Here is a 14,057-nt window from a genome sequence, read left to right on the forward strand (position 1 = left end):
GGAAGGATTGGCCGCCGGCCTGTCCCATTCTGTAACATAGCGGGTCGCGCCCGCAGAGGATTAGCGACAGTTTAACCGTGGAGCGTTTATCGTCGCGTCATGGCCAGCCGCAGCGTGCATCACGGTGAGACCAGAGACGCCGCACGGCTGCTTTTGGCGGCCGCGCGCGAACGCTTCTCCGTGGCCGCGATCGATCTGCTCCTGCCCGAGCAGTCCCGCCTCACCGAATGGCAGCGGCTCACCGCCTCGACCCTGCTCGGCCAGCTGGTGCGCACGATCGAGGATGGGCTGCGCGCCGATCTGGCTGGCCGTTTCGTCGCGCGCGACGCGCTCCACGCGGCTCTGTCGTCGGCGCATGTGCCGATCGCGCTGCCGCTGCTCGAGCGCGCCAATGTCCTGCGCGATATCGATCTCGGCAACGTGCTTGTCCGCCGGGTCGAGGAGCATCGCTTCTACAAGGCGAACAGTGGCCTGGTCGAACGCGACCTGATCGTCGAATTGCTGCGCGAGCCCGACGAGGGCATTGCCGGCGAAGCGATGGCGCTGCTGATCGCGCGCAGCCGCCGCTTCGATCGTTTCCAGGAACCGGTCATGGCCCAGACCGAGCTTCCTGCCGAGATCCAGCACCGCCTGGTATGGATGATCGCCGCTGCGCTCCGCCAATATGTGGTGCAGCAGCACAAGCTCCCCGCCGGGGTCGCTGACGCCGCCATCGCCGCCGCGGCGGGCACTTTGATCGCCGCTTATGACGAAGGCGACAGCCTGGAGGCGCGGTGCACCCGCCTCGTCCGCCGGCTCGACCAGGCCGGTCGGCTCGATTCGGCGCTCCTGATCCGGATGCTCGAGGAAGGCGTGTTGCCGCTGTTCGTCGCCGGCATCGCGCTCCGCTGCAGCCTCGACTACCACGCGGCCTGGGAAGTGCTGTCCGATCCGCGCGGACGCGGCCCGGCTCTGCTGCTGCGCGGCGCCCAGCTGGAACGCGAGGATGCGGCGGCTATCCTCTTCATCCTCAACGCGCGCGGCCGCCTCTTCTCGGGCGCCGAGGGCGACGCCACCGAAGCCCAGCTCGACCTTTACGACGGCACCGAGGAACAGACGGCGCGCGAGATCCTGCATCTCTGGCAGGTCGATCCCGGCTACCGCGCGGCGATCGCCCGGCTTTCGACCCGCGGCCGCGAGGCGGCATGATCGCCCAGCCCAAAACCCCCTCGATGGTGGTTCGCGGACGCCTCGACGCGCAGGGCCGGCTTGTCGAGGGCGACCCGGCGCTCGTCAATCTCCAGCTCCGCGCCGGCGGCGAGCCGACCGGCCCGCTCGCCGTGCCCCAGGTGGCGGCGCTGGCGCGGCTGTCGCGCCGGCTCGGTATCGTCATCTCGCGCGGCGTGATCGCTGCCGACGGCGACATGGATCTCGATCTCTGGGTGCGCGCCCAGCCCGACGCCGCCGGCGTCTCGCTTGAAATCAGCGGCTGGCACGAGCGCATGGCTTATGCCCCGCCGCGCAGTGACGATGCCGAGCGCGAGGCCGATTTCCTGCGCGCCTCGGCCGACTGGATGTGGGAGACCGACGAGGCCCTGCGCTTCACGGCGCTGTCGCCGGCTGCTGCGGCTGCGATCGGCAAGACGCCGGTCGAGCTGATCGGCAAGCAGCTCACCCGCCTGTTCCGCTTCCACGAGACCAAGGACGGCGCCCTGCCGATCCTGACCGCGCTCGCCGAGCAACGCCGCTTCGACGACCAGGAAGCCGAGCTCCGCACCGGCAGCAAGGCGCGCTATCGTCTCGGCGGCGTGCCTTTGATCGACGGCAGCGGCCGCTTCGCGGGCTTCCGCGGTTCGGCCACGAGCGTCGCCTTCGAGCATGTCCCGGCCAACGATCGCGGCGCCGTGCCGCTGACGCCCGTGATGGCCGGCCCGGCGTTCGGCGAACGGCTCGACAAGGCGCTGCGCGCGCCGCTCGACCATATCATCCAGAATGCCGAGACGATCAGCACCCAGCCTGACGGCCCGCTGCGCCGCGATTATGCCGGCTATGCCGAGGACATCGCCGCCGCCGGCCGCCACCTGCTCGCGCTCGTCGACGACCTCGTCGACCTGCAGGCGATCGAGCGTCCGGATTTCGAGCCGGAGGAGGAGGTGCTGGACCTCGCCGACGTCGCCCGCCGCGCGGCGGGCCTGATGGCCGTGCGCGCCGCTTCGAAGAACGTCACCATCTCGCGCCCGCCCGACGCGGAGACGCTGCCCGCCACCGGCGAGTTCAAGCGCACCCTGCAAATCCTGATGAACCTGCTGACCAACGCCATCCGCTACACGCCGGAAGGCGGTCAGGTGTGGATCCGCGTCGAGCGCGAGGGCGACCATGCCGCCGTGATCGTCGCCGACCAGGGCAAGGGCATCGCGCCGGAGGACCAGCAGCGCATCTTCGATAAGTTCGAGCGGGTCGATCCGACCGAGGCCGGCGGGACCGGGCTCGGCCTCTACATCGCCCGCCGTCTCGCCCGCGCGATGGGCGGCGACCTCGCGGTCGAGAGCGCGCCGGGGCAGGGGGCCCGCTTCACCCTCACATTGCCTCTCAGCAGCGCCGCCTAACTATCGGTCCAAAAGAAGAAGGCGCCCGGTCTTTCGACCGGACGCCTTCTGCGTCGCAAACTTTACCAGGCTTAGCGCTGGCCCACGGGCACGTAGTCGCGCTTGGTCGGCCCGGTGTAGAGCTGGCGCGGGCGGCCGATCTTCTGCTCGGGATCCGAGATCATCTCGTTCCACTGCGCGACCCAGCCGACCGTGCGCGCGAGCGCGAACAAGGCGGTGAACATCGAGGTCGGGAAGCCGATCGCCGAGAGGATCACGCCCGAATAGAAATCGACGTTCGGGTAGAGCTTCTTCTCGATGAAATAGGGGTCGTTGAGCGCGATCTGCTCGAGCTCGCGGGCGACGTCGAGCACTGGATCGGACACGCCGAGCTCCTTCAGCACTTCGTCCGCCGTCTGCTGCATCACCTTCGCGCGCGGGTCGTAATTCTTGTAGACGCGGTGGCCGAAGCCCATCAGCCGGAACGGATCGTCCTTGTCCTTGGCGCGGGCGATATATTCCGGGATGCGCTTGGGGGTGCCGATCTCGCGCAGCATGTTCAGTGCCGCCTCGTTGGCGCCGCCATGGGCCGGGCCCCACAGGCAGGCGATGCCGGCGGCGATGCAGGCGAACGGATTGGCGCCCGACGAGCCGGCGAGGCGCACGGTCGAGGTCGAGGCGTTCTGCTCGTGGTCGGCGTGGAGGATGAAGATGCGGCGCATCGCCCGCTCGATCACCGGATTGACCTCATAGGGCTCGGCCGGAACGCCGAAGGTCATGCGCAGGAAATTGCCGGTGTAAGACAGCGAATTGTCAGGGTACACGAACGGCTGGCCGATCGAATATTTGTAAGCCATCGCCGCGATCGTCGGCATCTTCGCGATCAGCCGGTGCGACGCGATCATCCGCTGCTCGGGATCGGTAATGTCGGTCGAATCGTGGTAGAAAGCGGAAAGCGCGCCGACCACGCCGCACATCACCGCCATCGGATGCGCGTCGCGGCGGAAGCCGCGGTAGAATTGGGCGAGCTGCTCGTGCAGCATCGTGTGGCGCGTGATCGTGTAGCTGAACTGCTCGAGCTCGCTCTTCTTCGGCAGGTCGCCGTGGAGGAGGAGATAGGCCACTTCCATGAAGGTCGAATGTTCGGCCAGCTGGTCGATCGGATAGCCGCGGTGGAGGAGGACGCCCTCGTCGCCGTCGATATAGGTGATCTCGGATTCGCAGCTCGCGGTCGAGGTGAAGCCAGGATCGTAGGTGAACGCGCCGGTATTGGCGTAGAGCTTGCGGATGTCGATCACGTCGGGCCCGATTGAGCCGGACTTCACCGGATAGTCCGAACCCTGGTCGCCCATCGTGAAGGTGGCCTTGTTATCCGCCATATTTCTAGCTCCTTAATTCGTCTTGGCCGATGCGCCGTGAGCGCCCACGCGCGCCAGGCTTTCCTGGCGGCCGAGCAGCACCAGCACATCGAATATCCCGGGCGAAGTCGCCCGTCCGGTGAGCGCCGCACGCAACGGCTGCGCCACCTGGCCGAGCTTGACGCCCTTTGCCTCCGCCACCTCTCGTACGGTCTGCTCTGTCGCCTCGGCGGTCCACTCCGTCAACGTAGAGAGAGCCGCATAGAGGTGCGCGAGCAGATCCTTGGCTTCGCCCTCTAGCAAGGCGGCGGCGCGTTCGTCCATGTCCAGCGGAACGGTCTTGAAAAGAAACGTGGCGCCCTCGGCGATCTCGTTGACGTTCTTGGCGCGCGGCTTCAGCCCGTCCATCGCCCGCGTCAGCAATTCCAGCTCCTCATTGCCGAGCGGACGGCCGATCAGCTCCGCGATCCGGGGCGCGGCGAGACCCGCCAGCCGCCCGTTCGAGGCTTCGCGGATATAATGGCCGTTCAAATTCTCGAGCTTCTTCAGGTCGAAGCGCGAGGGCGAGCGGCCGACATTGGCGAGGTCGAACCAGCGCACCGCATCCTCGCGGCTGATGATCTCCTCGTCGCCATAGCCCCAGCCGAGCCGCAGCAGGTAATTGCCGAGCGCCTCGGGCAGCACGCCGAGCTCGTCCCGATAGGAATCGACGCCGGTGGCGCCGTGGCGCTTGGACATCTTGGCGCCGTCCTGGCCGTGGATCAGTGGCACGTGGGCATAGACCGGCTCGGGCCAGCCCATCGCCCGGATGATGCCCAATTGGCGGAAAGCGTTGTTCAAATGGTCGTCGCCGCGGATGACGTGGGTGACGCCCATGTCGTGGTCGTCGACGACCACCGCCAGCATGTAGGTGGGAGTGCCGTCCGAACGGAGCAGGATCATGTCGTCCAGCTCGCCGTTCTGGACGACGACGCGGCCCTGGACCGCATCCTCGATCACGGTCTCGCCGTCGCGCGGCGCCTTGAGGCGGACGACGGACGGCGCGTCCGGGGTCGGTGCGTCGGGCGAGCAGTCGCGCCACACGCTGTTGACCTTGAACGGCCGGCGTTCGGCCTGGGCCAGCGCGCGCTGCTCGGCCAGCTCCTCCTGGGTCATGTAGCAGCGATAGGCGTGGCCGCTGGCGAGCATGGCGTGCGCCACTTCGGCGTGGCGGGCCGCGCGTTCGGACTGGAACACGGTCTCGTCGTCCCAGTCGAGCCCGAGCCACTGCATGCCGTCGAGGATCGCTTCGATCGCGGGCTGGGTCGAGCGCGCCTTGTCGGTGTCCTCGATGCGCAACAGGAACTTGCCGCCGTGGTGGCGGGCGAACAGCCAGTTGAACAAAGCGGTGCGGGCGCCGCCGATATGGAGGAATCCGGTCGGGGAGGGGGCAAATCGGGTTACGACCGTGCCGGTTGCGTTCGTTGCGCTCAAGCGCTCAATCTCCAAGGATGCCGGCCATGCCGGGCAGTGACGCCAGCGCCCCTAGCATAGCGCTCCCGCCGCGACAAACGGCGGAAATACCGCGTCCGTCCCGGATCGGCGAGCGGCTCGAAACCGTGCTGGACGCGGAACGCAACCAGCTCCCGCTCTGGCTCCCCGTCGGCCTCGGCAGCGGCATCGCCACCTGGTTCTGGCTTCCCGACACAGCAGCGTGGACCGCCTTCCTGCTCGCTCTCGGCGCGCTGCTGCTGGGCGGTCTCGCGATCGGCGGAAGCACGCGCACGGGTAAGGCGCTGGCGCTCTTCGCGCTGGCTGCCGCGCTGGGCTGCGGCCTGATCTGGTGGAAGGCCGAGCGCGTCGCCGCGCCGCGGCTCGATCACCCGCGCATGGCAGAGGTGACCGCGCGCATCGAGAGCGCCCAGCGCCTGCCGGCAAAGAGCGCCCTGCGCCTGGTCGTCACCCCTGCCGATCCAGCGCTCGCCGCCCGCCTCCGCATCACCGTCGACGAGGAGGACGTGGTCCCGGGGCTAGACCCAGGGGAGACGATCCGGTTTCGCGCCTGGCTGATGCCGCCCGCGCCGATGGCGGTGCCCGGCGCCTACGATTTCGCCCGCGTCGCCTGGTTCCAGCGCATCGGCGGAACCGGGCGGGCGCTCGACCTCGCTGTCGTGGCCCCGGCGGAAGAGCGGGGCTGGCGCGCGCGTCTTGCCGATTGGCGGCAGCGGCTTGCCGATCATATCGCCGCGCGCGTGGCCGGAGGCGAAGGCGGGATCGCGGTCGCGCTCGCCACCGGAGACCAGGGCGCCATGCCCGAAGCCGACGCCGAGGCGATGCGCCGCTCGGGCCTCGCCCATCTCCTTTCGGTGAGCGGGCTCCACCTTACCGCGGTGGTGGGCGCGGTCATGCTGCTGACGCTGAAGCTGCTCGCGCTCAGCCCCACGCTCGCGCTCCGCTTCCGCCTCGTCCTCGTCTCGGCCGCCGCCGGCGCGCTCGCCGGCATCGCCTACACTTTGCTCACCGGCGCCGAAGTGCCCACGATCCGCGCCTGCATCGCTGCCTTGCTGGTGCTGATCGGAATCGCCCTCGGGCGCGAGGCGCTCACCCTCCGCCTCGTCGCGGTGGGCGCGCTCGTCGTCCTGCTGTTCTGGCCCGAATCGCTGGCCGGTCCCAGCTTCCAGCTGAGCTTCGCGGCCATCACCGCCATCGTCGCGCTCCACGAACATCCCCGGGTCAAGGCTCTGCTCGCGCGCCGCGACGAGGGCGGACCGCAGAAAGTCGGCCGCTTCCTGCTCGCGCTCGTCCTGACCGGGCTCGCGGTCGAGGTCGCGCTGGCGCCGATCGCCCTCTACCATTTTCACCGGACCGGCCTTTACGGCGCGCTCGCCAACGTCGTCGCGATCCCGCTCACCACCTTCGTGATCATGCCGCTGGAGGCGTTGGCGATGCTGCTCGATCTTGCCGGGCTCGGCGCGCGGGTCTGGTGGCTGACGGAACGCGCGCTCGGATGGCTGCTCGGCCTCGCCCACGCCACCGCCGCCGCGCCGGGTGCCGTGGCGAGCCTCGCTCCGATGCCGGCCGGCGCCTTTGCTCTGATGATCGGCGGGGGCTTGTGGCTGGCTCTGTGGCGAAGCCGGTGGCGGCGCCTCGGCCTGTTCCCGTGCGTCGCGGGAGCGGCGTGGGCAATGGCCACACCGCCGGCCGACCTGCTCGTCACCGGCGACGGCCGCCACGTCGCGGTGCGCGCGAGCGAGGGCACGCTCGCCATCCTGCGGCCGCGCGCCGGCGATTATGTCCGCGATCTGCTCGCCGAAACCTCGGCCTCGCAAGCCGAGCCGCTGGAGCTCGATCGCCTTCCGGTCGCCGCCTGCAGCCGGGATCTGTGCATTGCCGACCTCGGCCGGGAAGGGCGCCGCTGGCGCCTGCTCGCAACACGCAGCCGGGACATGGTGCCGATCGAGGCGCTGGTCCACGCCTGCGCCGAGGCCGATATCGTCGTGAGCGACCGGCGCCTGCCGCGCACCTGCCGCCCGCGCTGGCTCAAGGCGGATCGCACTTTGCTGCGGCGCACCGGCGGCCTGGCCTTCACGCTCGGCGAGGTCGGCCGCGTGGCGACGGTGGCCGATCGGGTCGGCCGTCACCCCTGGGCCGCGGCGCCCTGAACGCCTTCGTCGCCGGTCCCGCGTCGTTCGTCGCGGGCTTTCCCAGCCGGTCGAGCCATGGGCCGCCGTCGTCGAACAGATGGCTTGAGCTACTTTCTGCCGATTAGGAGGGGCGGACACAGATTCACGTGGGGAGAATCGCCATGGAAACCGACCTGCAATATTATACCCGGCTCGTGATCGAAGAGCTGCGCGCCGCCCGCCGCGCCGATGCGCCCGATAAGCGCCGTGCGCACGAGCTGCGGGCCAACGCCTTCACGCTGCAGATGCACCGGCTCGAGAATATGCCGGTCGCCAGCAACCCGCAGATCCGCCTGCGCCCGCTCCCGCTGGCCGCCTGAACGCAGAACGCCCCGGCACCATGAGATGCCGGGGCGTCACTGTCGCTTCAGGGAAGAAGGATCAGGGGCTGACCGGGAAGTCCTCGTCGTCGTCGTCATGCTCAAGCGCGGCCAGGATGAAACCGGCGAGAATGACCCCGCCCAGCAGGAATGCCATGATGTGGCCGCTGCCCCCATTGAGGCTGCTTTCGCCCGCGGCGCCGAGCGATTCAGACTGCGGCTGAATGGAAGCTGCGGGGGCGGCGTTGCTCGCCACCGCCGGTGAGACCATCAGGCCCATTGCGGCGACCGCCGCCAAAGTCCGTTTCAACATTTGTGATTCCCTCCGTACGAACACGTACTGCTCGGCATGTCCTGCACATGCCTCGCGATAACGAGGTCGCTATCGAGGGGTTCCGGTCGCAGTCGCCCGATCCGGGCCGAAAAGGTGTGTTTTGTCGCGCATTTGCGGCGCTTGGCCGAACCGGCGGGTCATGCCGCGGTGCACGACCCCAGCGGATGGCAAAAGCGTCTCGGCGGGGGAGTGCTAGTCGCCTTTGACGGCCGCCAGTTCGTTGCCGGACGGGTCGAGGAAATGGAAGCGCCGGCCGCCAGGAAAGGCGAAGATCGGCTGCACGATCCGGCCGCCGGCCTGCTCGACCGCGGCGAGGGTGGCTTCGAGGTCGTCGACGTCGATCACCGGCAGCGGCGCCTTGGTCGCCTCGGCCGCGTCCGCCTGCAGGCCGATATCGGTGTCGCCGGTCATCGTCGCGGCATAGGTCGGCCCGAACTCGGTCAGCCCCCAGCCGAACGCGCGCTCGTAAAAATCCTTGGCCGGGCCGATCGCGGCGACGGGAAGTTCGACATAATTCAGGCGTGCCATCGCAGCCTCCATGGATAGGGTTGGAAAACCGCAATCGGCCGATCAATAGCGGCGCAGCAGTCCGGACAATTTGCCCTGAACCACGACCTGTTCGGGGCGATAGCGCTGCGGGTCGTAATTGCGGTTGGCGGGATCGAGGCGGACCATCGAGCCTTCGCGGCGGAAGGTCTTGAGCGTCGCTTCCTCATTGTTGATCAGCGCCACCACGATCTCGCCGTCGCGGGCGACGTCGGTCTTGCGGATAAGGGCGTAATCGCCGTCGAGAATGCCCTCGTCGACCATCGAATCGCCAGCCACTTCGAGCGCATAATGCTCGCCCGGGCCGAGCAGGGCGGCGGGAACGGCGAGGCTCTCGGTGCCCTGCAGAGCCTCAATGGGCGTGCCGGCGGCGATCCGCCCGTGCAGGGGCAGCTCGATGATGTCGTTGCTGTTGGCCGGCTGCGGGAGCTGGACGGACGGCTTGGCCGCGGCCTTGCCGGCGCCCTCGGGCATCTTGACCACCTCCAGGGCGCGCGCCCGGTTGGGCAGGCGGCGGATGAAGCCGCGCTCCTCGAGCGCCGAGATAAGGCGGTGAACGCCGGACTTGGATTTGAGCTCCAGCGCCTCCTTCATCTCCTCGAACGAGGGCGAGACCCCCGTATCGGCGAGATGATCGTGGATGTAGCAAAGCAGCTCATGTTGCTTCTTCGTCAGCATGGTCCGGCTCCCTGGAACGTATAGAGAACGTGTAGGCAACGTTCCGAAATCTGTCAAGCGAGGTGAGGAACGCGTCCCGTGCCGCTTTGCAACCCCTTGATATGACTGGACGGGCGGCGCTTTCTAACGGGCGCGGTTTCCGGTAGATTGGCGACAGTCACGGTTCAGCCACCCGCGGGGGAGAGACAGGCGATGGACGACGAGGACGAAAATATCCGCCCGGCGGGCACCGGATCCTTCTTCGAAATGAAGCGCACGTGGCTGATCATGATCGTGATCGCGATCATCGCCGTCTTCTGGGGTATGGGCGGCCAGCGCACGGCGCGGGACAAGGCTCCCGAAGTCTATTCGGCGCAGGAACGGCACGCCAAGGAAGCGGACGAAATAGCCGGCTTTGGCCGGCGCGAGGCGCAGAACGAGGCCGCCGCGAACGGCTTTTAGGAGCCGGCCGCCACGGGGATTCCCGCCACTCGCAGGAAATTGGCCAGCAGACGGTGGCCATACTCGCTCGCGATGCTTTCCGGGTGGAATTGCACGCCGTGGATGGGAAGGTCGCGGTGGCGCAGGCCCTGCACGGTCGCGTCGTCGGCGGTTGCGTTGACCGCCAGCATATCGGACAGGCCGTCCGCCGCGACGACGAGCGAATGGTAGCGCGTGGCGGTGAAGGGCGAGGGCAGGCCGGCGAAGACCCCGCTGCCGTCATGGGTCACCGGGCAGGTCTTGCCGTGCATCACCCGGCCCGCGCGCACGACGCGGGCGCCGAAATGCTGGCCGATCGCCTGGTGGCCAAGGCAGACGCCGAGCAAAGGCCGCCGCGCCTCGGCGCAAAGCGCGACCAGGTCCAGCGACAGGCCGGCTTCGTCGGGCGTTCCGGGGCCAGGCGAGATCAGGAACGCCTCGGCCCCGCTCGCCAGCGCTTCCTCGGCGGAAAGCGCGTCGTTGCGAACCACCTCGACCGCCGCGCCCAGCTCCTGCAGATAATGGACCAGGTTCCAGGTGAAGCTGTCATAATTGTCGACGACCAGGATCACGGCTGTGCTCCGTTCCCGGTCGCGACGGGCGGCTTACGGAGCGGTCGCACCGCCCCGCTGCAGCGCCTGCTTGGCGGCGCGGATCGCGTCGCCATTGCGCTTCACCTTGAGCTCGGCAGCGACCGCGCGGCTGAACTGGGTGGCATATTCCTCGCCCATGATCTGCTCGAACTGGCCGCGCGTCGCCTGGATCAGGCCGGGCGCGCCGCCGGCATTGCCGGGCACCGCTTCGGCGAGATGCACCACGAACCAGCCCTCGCCATTGGGCGCGCGCAGCACGCGCGCCTTGCCCTTGGGCATCGAGAACAGCATCGCCAGCGGCGGCGGGACCGGCTGGCCCGGGCGGGCGATGTCCATGCGCCGCGCCGACACCGGCTGGACCGGCGGCAGCGGCAGCTTCGCTTCGGCAAAGGCCTGGGCGACGGGCATGCCGCCGTTGATCTTGGCCACGATCGCGGTGGCGACGGCCTTGGCGCGGTCGGCGGCGCGCTGAGCGATCAGGTCGGCCTTCACCTTGTCCTGGATCTGAGCGAGCGGCGGCGGCGCGGCCGGCAGGACCTGGCCGACGGCGACGATCGCGAAGCGCTGCCCGGGGATGACGGTCTCGACGACCGGATCCTCGTCCGCAGCCATTTCGAAGCCGGCCTTGATCAGCGGACCGATTTCGGGGCCGAGCGGGGCTTCCGGCGTCATCGAGCGGCCGCCCGCGGTGACCGGCGGCGTCTGCTGGATGGTGAGCTTCTCTTCCCTGGCGATTTCCTCGAAGCTCGAACCCTCGGCGAGCTTATCCTCGATGCGGGCGGCCAGGTCGGCCAGCGCCTGCTCGCTCTTCTGCCTGGCGACCTGCTGCTGGAGCTCGGCGCGGACAGCGGCGAGCGGCGTCGCCGGGACATTGTCGATCGCGTCGACGCGGACGATGTGCCAGCCGAGCGGCGACTGGACGGGCTGGGTGGTCGCGCCCTGGGCGGCCGAGAAAGCGGCCTGCGCAACCGGGGCCGAGGTGAGGCCGGCGAATTGCTGGCGGGTCTGCGCGCCGATCGCGGTGTCGGCGGGGCTGAAGCCGGCCTGCTGGGCGGCCTGGGCGAAGCTGGCGCCGCCCGCGACCTTGGCGGCAAAGGCGCGCGCGGCGGCCTGGTCGGGCAGCACGACCTGCGAGAGGGTGCGGCTCTCCTTGGCGCCATATTTGTCGCTCTGCGCGGCGTAGGCAGCCTGAATCTCGGCCTCGGTCGGCTGGGCTGCTGCAGCAACCTGCTCGCTGCCGAACATCGCGTAGCGCAGCACGCGCCGCTCGGGGATCGTGTAGCGCGCCTCGTTGGTCTTGTAGAAAGCGGCGACTTCGCCGGCATTGGGCTCGGCGCCCGTGCCCATCGCCGCCGCCGGAACGACGCCGACGCTGCCGGTGCGCTGCTCGAGCAGCAGCGAGGCATATTGCAGCGCCATCGCCTGCGGGACCTTGGGCGATCCGCCGGCGGGCAGCAGCAATTGCTGGCGAATCAGCGTCGATTCGATGTCGTCGCGGACCTGCTTCTCGGTCAGTCGCTGCTGCTGCAGCGCCATGCGGAAGGTGGCGTCGTCGAACTGGCCGGCGAGATTGTGGAACGCGGTGATGCTGGCGATCTCGCCGTCCACCATCCGCTTGGAGGCGGTGAGGCCCTGGTCGCGGCCGAATTGCTCGAGCGCCTTGGACTGGATCATCTGGTCGAGGATGCCCTCGAAGGCGCCGCTGGCGAAGAAGGTGCCGATATCGAGATCGGGCTGCTGCTGGCGCGCATTCTGGAGCTGGCGGTTGACCTGGTCGGTGACGTCGGCCGCAGTCACCGCTTCGCCGTCGACCGTCGCCAGCGCATCGCCGCCGCCGCCGAGGCCGCCGACGCCCGAGCCGCCGGTGCCGAAGCCGGTGATGACGATCGCGAACAGGCCGAGGGCGAGCACGCCGAGCATGATCTTCGAGGTCGGGCCACGGCGGAAAAGGTTCAGCATCTTGGATCCACGGCAGGAGGAGACGGGCCGGATTGCAGCCCCATGTGCCGCCCTCATAGGAAAGGCCCGCGCGCCCGGCAAGCTTGGCGGCGCGCCTTGGCCTTGCTAGGCGGCAGGCTACGGCCTCGCGGATCGGCGGGGCAGAGGGACACAAGAGGAGAAAGACGTGCGTCGCAAGCTGATCGTCGGCAATTGGAAGATGAACGGCGCGCTGGCCCAGCTCGGCGAGGTCGAGGCGATCGCCGCCGCCGCCGCGCAGCATCCGCAGGCGGACGTCGCTCTGTGCCCGCCCTTCACCTTGATCGCTCCCGCCGCCGCCCGCGCCGGGGCGATGCCGGTCGGCGGCCAGGACGTCCACGCCCAGGACCAGGGCGCCCATACCGGCAACGTCTCGGCGCCGATGCTGAAGGAGGCCGGCGCCGCCCTCGTCATCGTCGGCCACAGCGAGCGCCGCGCCGACCAGCACGAGACCAGCAACGAGATCCGCGCCAAGGCCGAGACAGCGCTGCGGCATGGCCTCCAGGCGATCGTCTGCGTCGGCGAGAGCGATGCCGAGCGCAAGGCGGGTAGGGCGGTCGCGGTCGTCACCGGCCAGCTCCAGGCCTCGCTCCCGGACCAGGCCCAGGGCGCCGAGCTGGTCGTCGCTTATGAGCCGATCTGGGCGATCGGCACCGGCAACGTCGCCACGCCGGCCGACGTGCGCGAGATGCACGGCGCGATCCGCCTCCATCTGGTCGAGCGCTTCGGCGCCCGCGGCGAGGCGATGCGCATCCTCTATGGCGGCTCGGTCAAGGCCGACAATGCCGCCGAATTGTTCGCCGTGCCCGATGTCGACGGCGCCCTCGTCGGCGGCGCCAGCCTCACCGCCGCGCAATTCGTGCCGATCGTCGAAGCCGCGGCCGGTTGAACCGGCGCGCCCTTTCGATTAGATCGCCCACACACACGTCGCCCCAGCGAAGGCTGGGGCCTCGGGACAAGATCGCACCAAGATTGTCCCGGGATACCGGCCTGCGCCGGCATGACGATCAATCATTGAGAGTCGCCACGCCATGTTCACCTTCCTGCTCATCGTCCAGACGATCGTCGCCGCGGCGCTCGTCGCCGTCATCCTGATGCAGCGCAGCGAGGGCGGCGGCCTTGGCGTCGGCGGCAGCTCCTCAGGCCTGATGACGGCGCGCGGCGCGGCCGACTTCCTGACCCGCGCCACCGCCATCCTCGCCGTCCTGTTCGTGGTCCTTTCGATCGCGCTCGCCGGCCTCGCCACCGTCGCGACGTCGAACAGCACGATCGACACCAGCCTCGCCAAGAGCCCGGCACAGCAGGCGCCGCTCGCCCCCGCCGGCACGCCGCCGACGGTCGATCCGCTCGCCGGCGCGGCCGCGCAGGTTCCGGCCGCCAACGGCACGGCGCCCGCGGCGGGTGTCCCGCTCGCCCCGGTCGGCGGCGCTCCGGCCAAGGTCGCTCCGGCCCTGGCCCAGCCCAAGGCCGAAGGCACCACCCCGCTGCGCACTCCGGCAGACGACCGCGAGTCCAACTAGGCGCGGGGCGGCAACGCCCATTCACCTAAAAAATAACGCCGCCGGT

The 14,057-nt window shown here is 69.3% G+C and carries 13 protein-coding genes and 1 pseudogene; 7 read left to right on the plus strand and 7 right to left on the minus strand.

Annotated features, from left to right (window positions below; genetic code table 11):
- Window positions 1-99 precede the first annotated feature (99 nt).
- Together SH591_RS00330 and SH591_RS00335 are read left to right on the plus strand one after the other, a co-directional pair.
- Entirely contained in the window at window positions 100-1,188 is a 1,089-nt protein-coding gene (locus tag SH591_RS00330; RefSeq protein WP_324750038.1) for a DUF2336 domain-containing protein, read from the plus strand.
- On the plus strand, window positions 1,185-2,585 hold the full coding sequence (locus tag SH591_RS00335) for a PAS domain-containing sensor histidine kinase (RefSeq protein WP_324750039.1): 1,401 nt from the start codon (window positions 1,185-1,187) through the stop codon (window positions 2,583-2,585). Before SH591_RS00330 ends, SH591_RS00335 begins: the two co-directional genes overlap by 4 nt.
- Before the next feature lie 71 nt (window positions 2,586-2,656).
- Here SH591_RS00335 and SH591_RS00340 read toward each other — a convergent pair whose 3' ends face one another.
- Entirely contained in the window at window positions 2,657-3,943 is a 1,287-nt protein-coding gene (locus SH591_RS00340) for a citrate synthase (RefSeq protein WP_322830295.1), read from the minus strand.
- Window positions 3,944-3,955: 12 nt separating this feature from the next.
- Window positions 3,956-5,395: a glutamate--tRNA ligase gene (gene gltX / locus SH591_RS00345; RefSeq protein ID WP_324750040.1), complete on the minus strand. Its 1,440-nt coding sequence runs from the start codon at window positions 5,393-5,395 to the stop codon at window positions 3,956-3,958.
- A gap of 26 nt (window positions 5,396-5,421) precedes the next feature.
- On the opposite strand from gltX, the gene SH591_RS00350 reads away from it, so the two are divergent.
- Both SH591_RS00350 and SH591_RS00355 read left to right on the plus strand, forming a co-directional pair.
- Window positions 5,422-7,563 (plus strand): ComEC/Rec2 family competence protein, encoded by a 2,142-nt coding sequence (locus SH591_RS00350; RefSeq protein WP_324750041.1) that lies wholly within the window; start codon window positions 5,422-5,424, stop codon window positions 7,561-7,563.
- 143 nt (window positions 7,564-7,706) lie between these two features.
- Window positions 7,707-7,904, plus strand: a complete 198-nt coding sequence (locus SH591_RS00355) for a hypothetical protein (protein WP_324750042.1) — start codon at window positions 7,707-7,709, stop codon at window positions 7,902-7,904.
- Window positions 7,905-7,965: 61 nt separating this feature from the next.
- On the opposite strand, the gene SH591_RS00360 is transcribed toward SH591_RS00355, so the two are convergent.
- The 3 genes from SH591_RS00360 to lexA all read right to left on the minus strand — a co-directional run bounded on the left by SH591_RS00360 (window position 7,966) and on the right by lexA (window position 9,462).
- Window positions 7,966-8,217 (minus strand): hypothetical protein, encoded by a 252-nt coding sequence (locus SH591_RS00360; protein WP_324750043.1) that lies wholly within the window; start codon window positions 8,215-8,217, stop codon window positions 7,966-7,968.
- Between the two features lie 213 nt (window positions 8,218-8,430).
- Window positions 8,431-8,766, minus strand: coding sequence for a VOC family protein (locus SH591_RS00365; RefSeq protein WP_322830300.1), 336 nt, complete (start codon window positions 8,764-8,766; stop codon window positions 8,431-8,433).
- A 42-nt stretch (window positions 8,767-8,808) separates the two neighbouring features.
- On the minus strand, window positions 8,809-9,462 hold the full coding sequence (gene lexA, locus SH591_RS00370) for a transcriptional repressor LexA (RefSeq protein WP_322830301.1): 654 nt from the start codon (window positions 9,460-9,462) through the stop codon (window positions 8,809-8,811).
- Between the two features lie 192 nt (window positions 9,463-9,654).
- Here lexA and SH591_RS00375 point away from each other — a divergent pair, with 192 nt between their 5' ends.
- Window positions 9,655-9,903, plus strand: a complete 249-nt coding sequence (locus SH591_RS00375) for a hypothetical protein (RefSeq protein WP_324750044.1) — start codon at window positions 9,655-9,657, stop codon at window positions 9,901-9,903.
- On the opposite strand, the gene SH591_RS00380 is transcribed toward SH591_RS00375, so the two are convergent.
- Both SH591_RS00380 and SH591_RS00385 read right to left on the minus strand, forming a co-directional pair.
- Window positions 9,900-10,493, minus strand: coding sequence for an anthranilate synthase component II (locus tag SH591_RS00380; RefSeq protein WP_324750045.1), 594 nt, complete (start codon window positions 10,491-10,493; stop codon window positions 9,900-9,902). The two genes, SH591_RS00375 and SH591_RS00380, sit on opposite strands and share 4 nt — an antisense overlap.
- 33 nt (window positions 10,494-10,526) lie before the next feature.
- Window positions 10,527-12,473, minus strand: coding sequence for a peptidylprolyl isomerase (locus SH591_RS00385; RefSeq protein WP_324750046.1), 1,947 nt, complete (start codon window positions 12,471-12,473; stop codon window positions 10,527-10,529).
- 199 nt (window positions 12,474-12,672) lie between these two features.
- Between SH591_RS00385 and tpiA the strand changes: the two genes are divergently transcribed.
- Window positions 12,673-13,380, plus strand: coding sequence for a triose-phosphate isomerase (tpiA, locus tag SH591_RS00390; protein ID WP_324751411.1), 708 nt, complete (start codon window positions 12,673-12,675; stop codon window positions 13,378-13,380).
- A 142-nt stretch (window positions 13,381-13,522) separates the two neighbouring features.
- A pseudogene (secG, locus tag SH591_RS00395) lies at window positions 13,523-13,906 on the plus strand (preprotein translocase subunit SecG); the annotation flags it as partial.
- Window positions 13,907-14,057: the final 151 nt, after the last annotated feature.

Origin of the sequence: Sphingomonas sp. LY54 (genome assembly GCF_035594035.1) — a bacterium.
Lineage (GTDB): Bacteria > Pseudomonadota > Alphaproteobacteria > Sphingomonadales > Sphingomonadaceae > Allosphingosinicella.

Bases quoted from the DNA above. Each gene is read 5' to 3' on its own strand.
- SH591_RS00330 (WP_324750038.1), top strand. From the start codon at position 100: ATGGCCAGCCGCAGCGTGCATCACGGTGAGACCAGAGACGCCGCACGG.
- SH591_RS00335 (WP_324750039.1), top strand. From the start codon at position 1,185: ATGATCGCCCAGCCCAAAACCCCCTCGATGGTGGTTCGCGGACGCCTC.
- SH591_RS00340 (WP_322830295.1), bottom strand. From the start codon at position 3,943: ATGGCGGATAACAAGGCCACCTTCACGATGGGCGACCAGGGTTCGGAC.
- SH591_RS00350 (WP_324750041.1), top strand. From the start codon at position 5,422: ATGCCGGGCAGTGACGCCAGCGCCCCTAGCATAGCGCTCCCGCCGCGA.
- SH591_RS00355 (WP_324750042.1), top strand. From the start codon at position 7,707: ATGGAAACCGACCTGCAATATTATACCCGGCTCGTGATCGAAGAGCTG.
- SH591_RS00360 (WP_324750043.1), bottom strand. From the start codon at position 8,217: ATGTTGAAACGGACTTTGGCGGCGGTCGCCGCAATGGGCCTGATGGTC.
- SH591_RS00365 (WP_322830300.1), bottom strand. From the start codon at position 8,766: ATGGCACGCCTGAATTATGTCGAACTTCCCGTCGCCGCGATCGGCCCG.
- lexA (WP_322830301.1), bottom strand. From the start codon at position 9,462: ATGCTGACGAAGAAGCAACATGAGCTGCTTTGCTACATCCACGATCAT.
- SH591_RS00375 (WP_324750044.1), top strand. From the start codon at position 9,655: ATGGACGACGAGGACGAAAATATCCGCCCGGCGGGCACCGGATCCTTC.
- SH591_RS00385 (WP_324750046.1), bottom strand. From the start codon at position 12,473: ATGCTGAACCTTTTCCGCCGTGGCCCGACCTCGAAGATCATGCTCGGC.
- tpiA (WP_324751411.1), top strand. From the start codon at position 12,673: ATGAACGGCGCGCTGGCCCAGCTCGGCGAGGTCGAGGCGATCGCCGCC.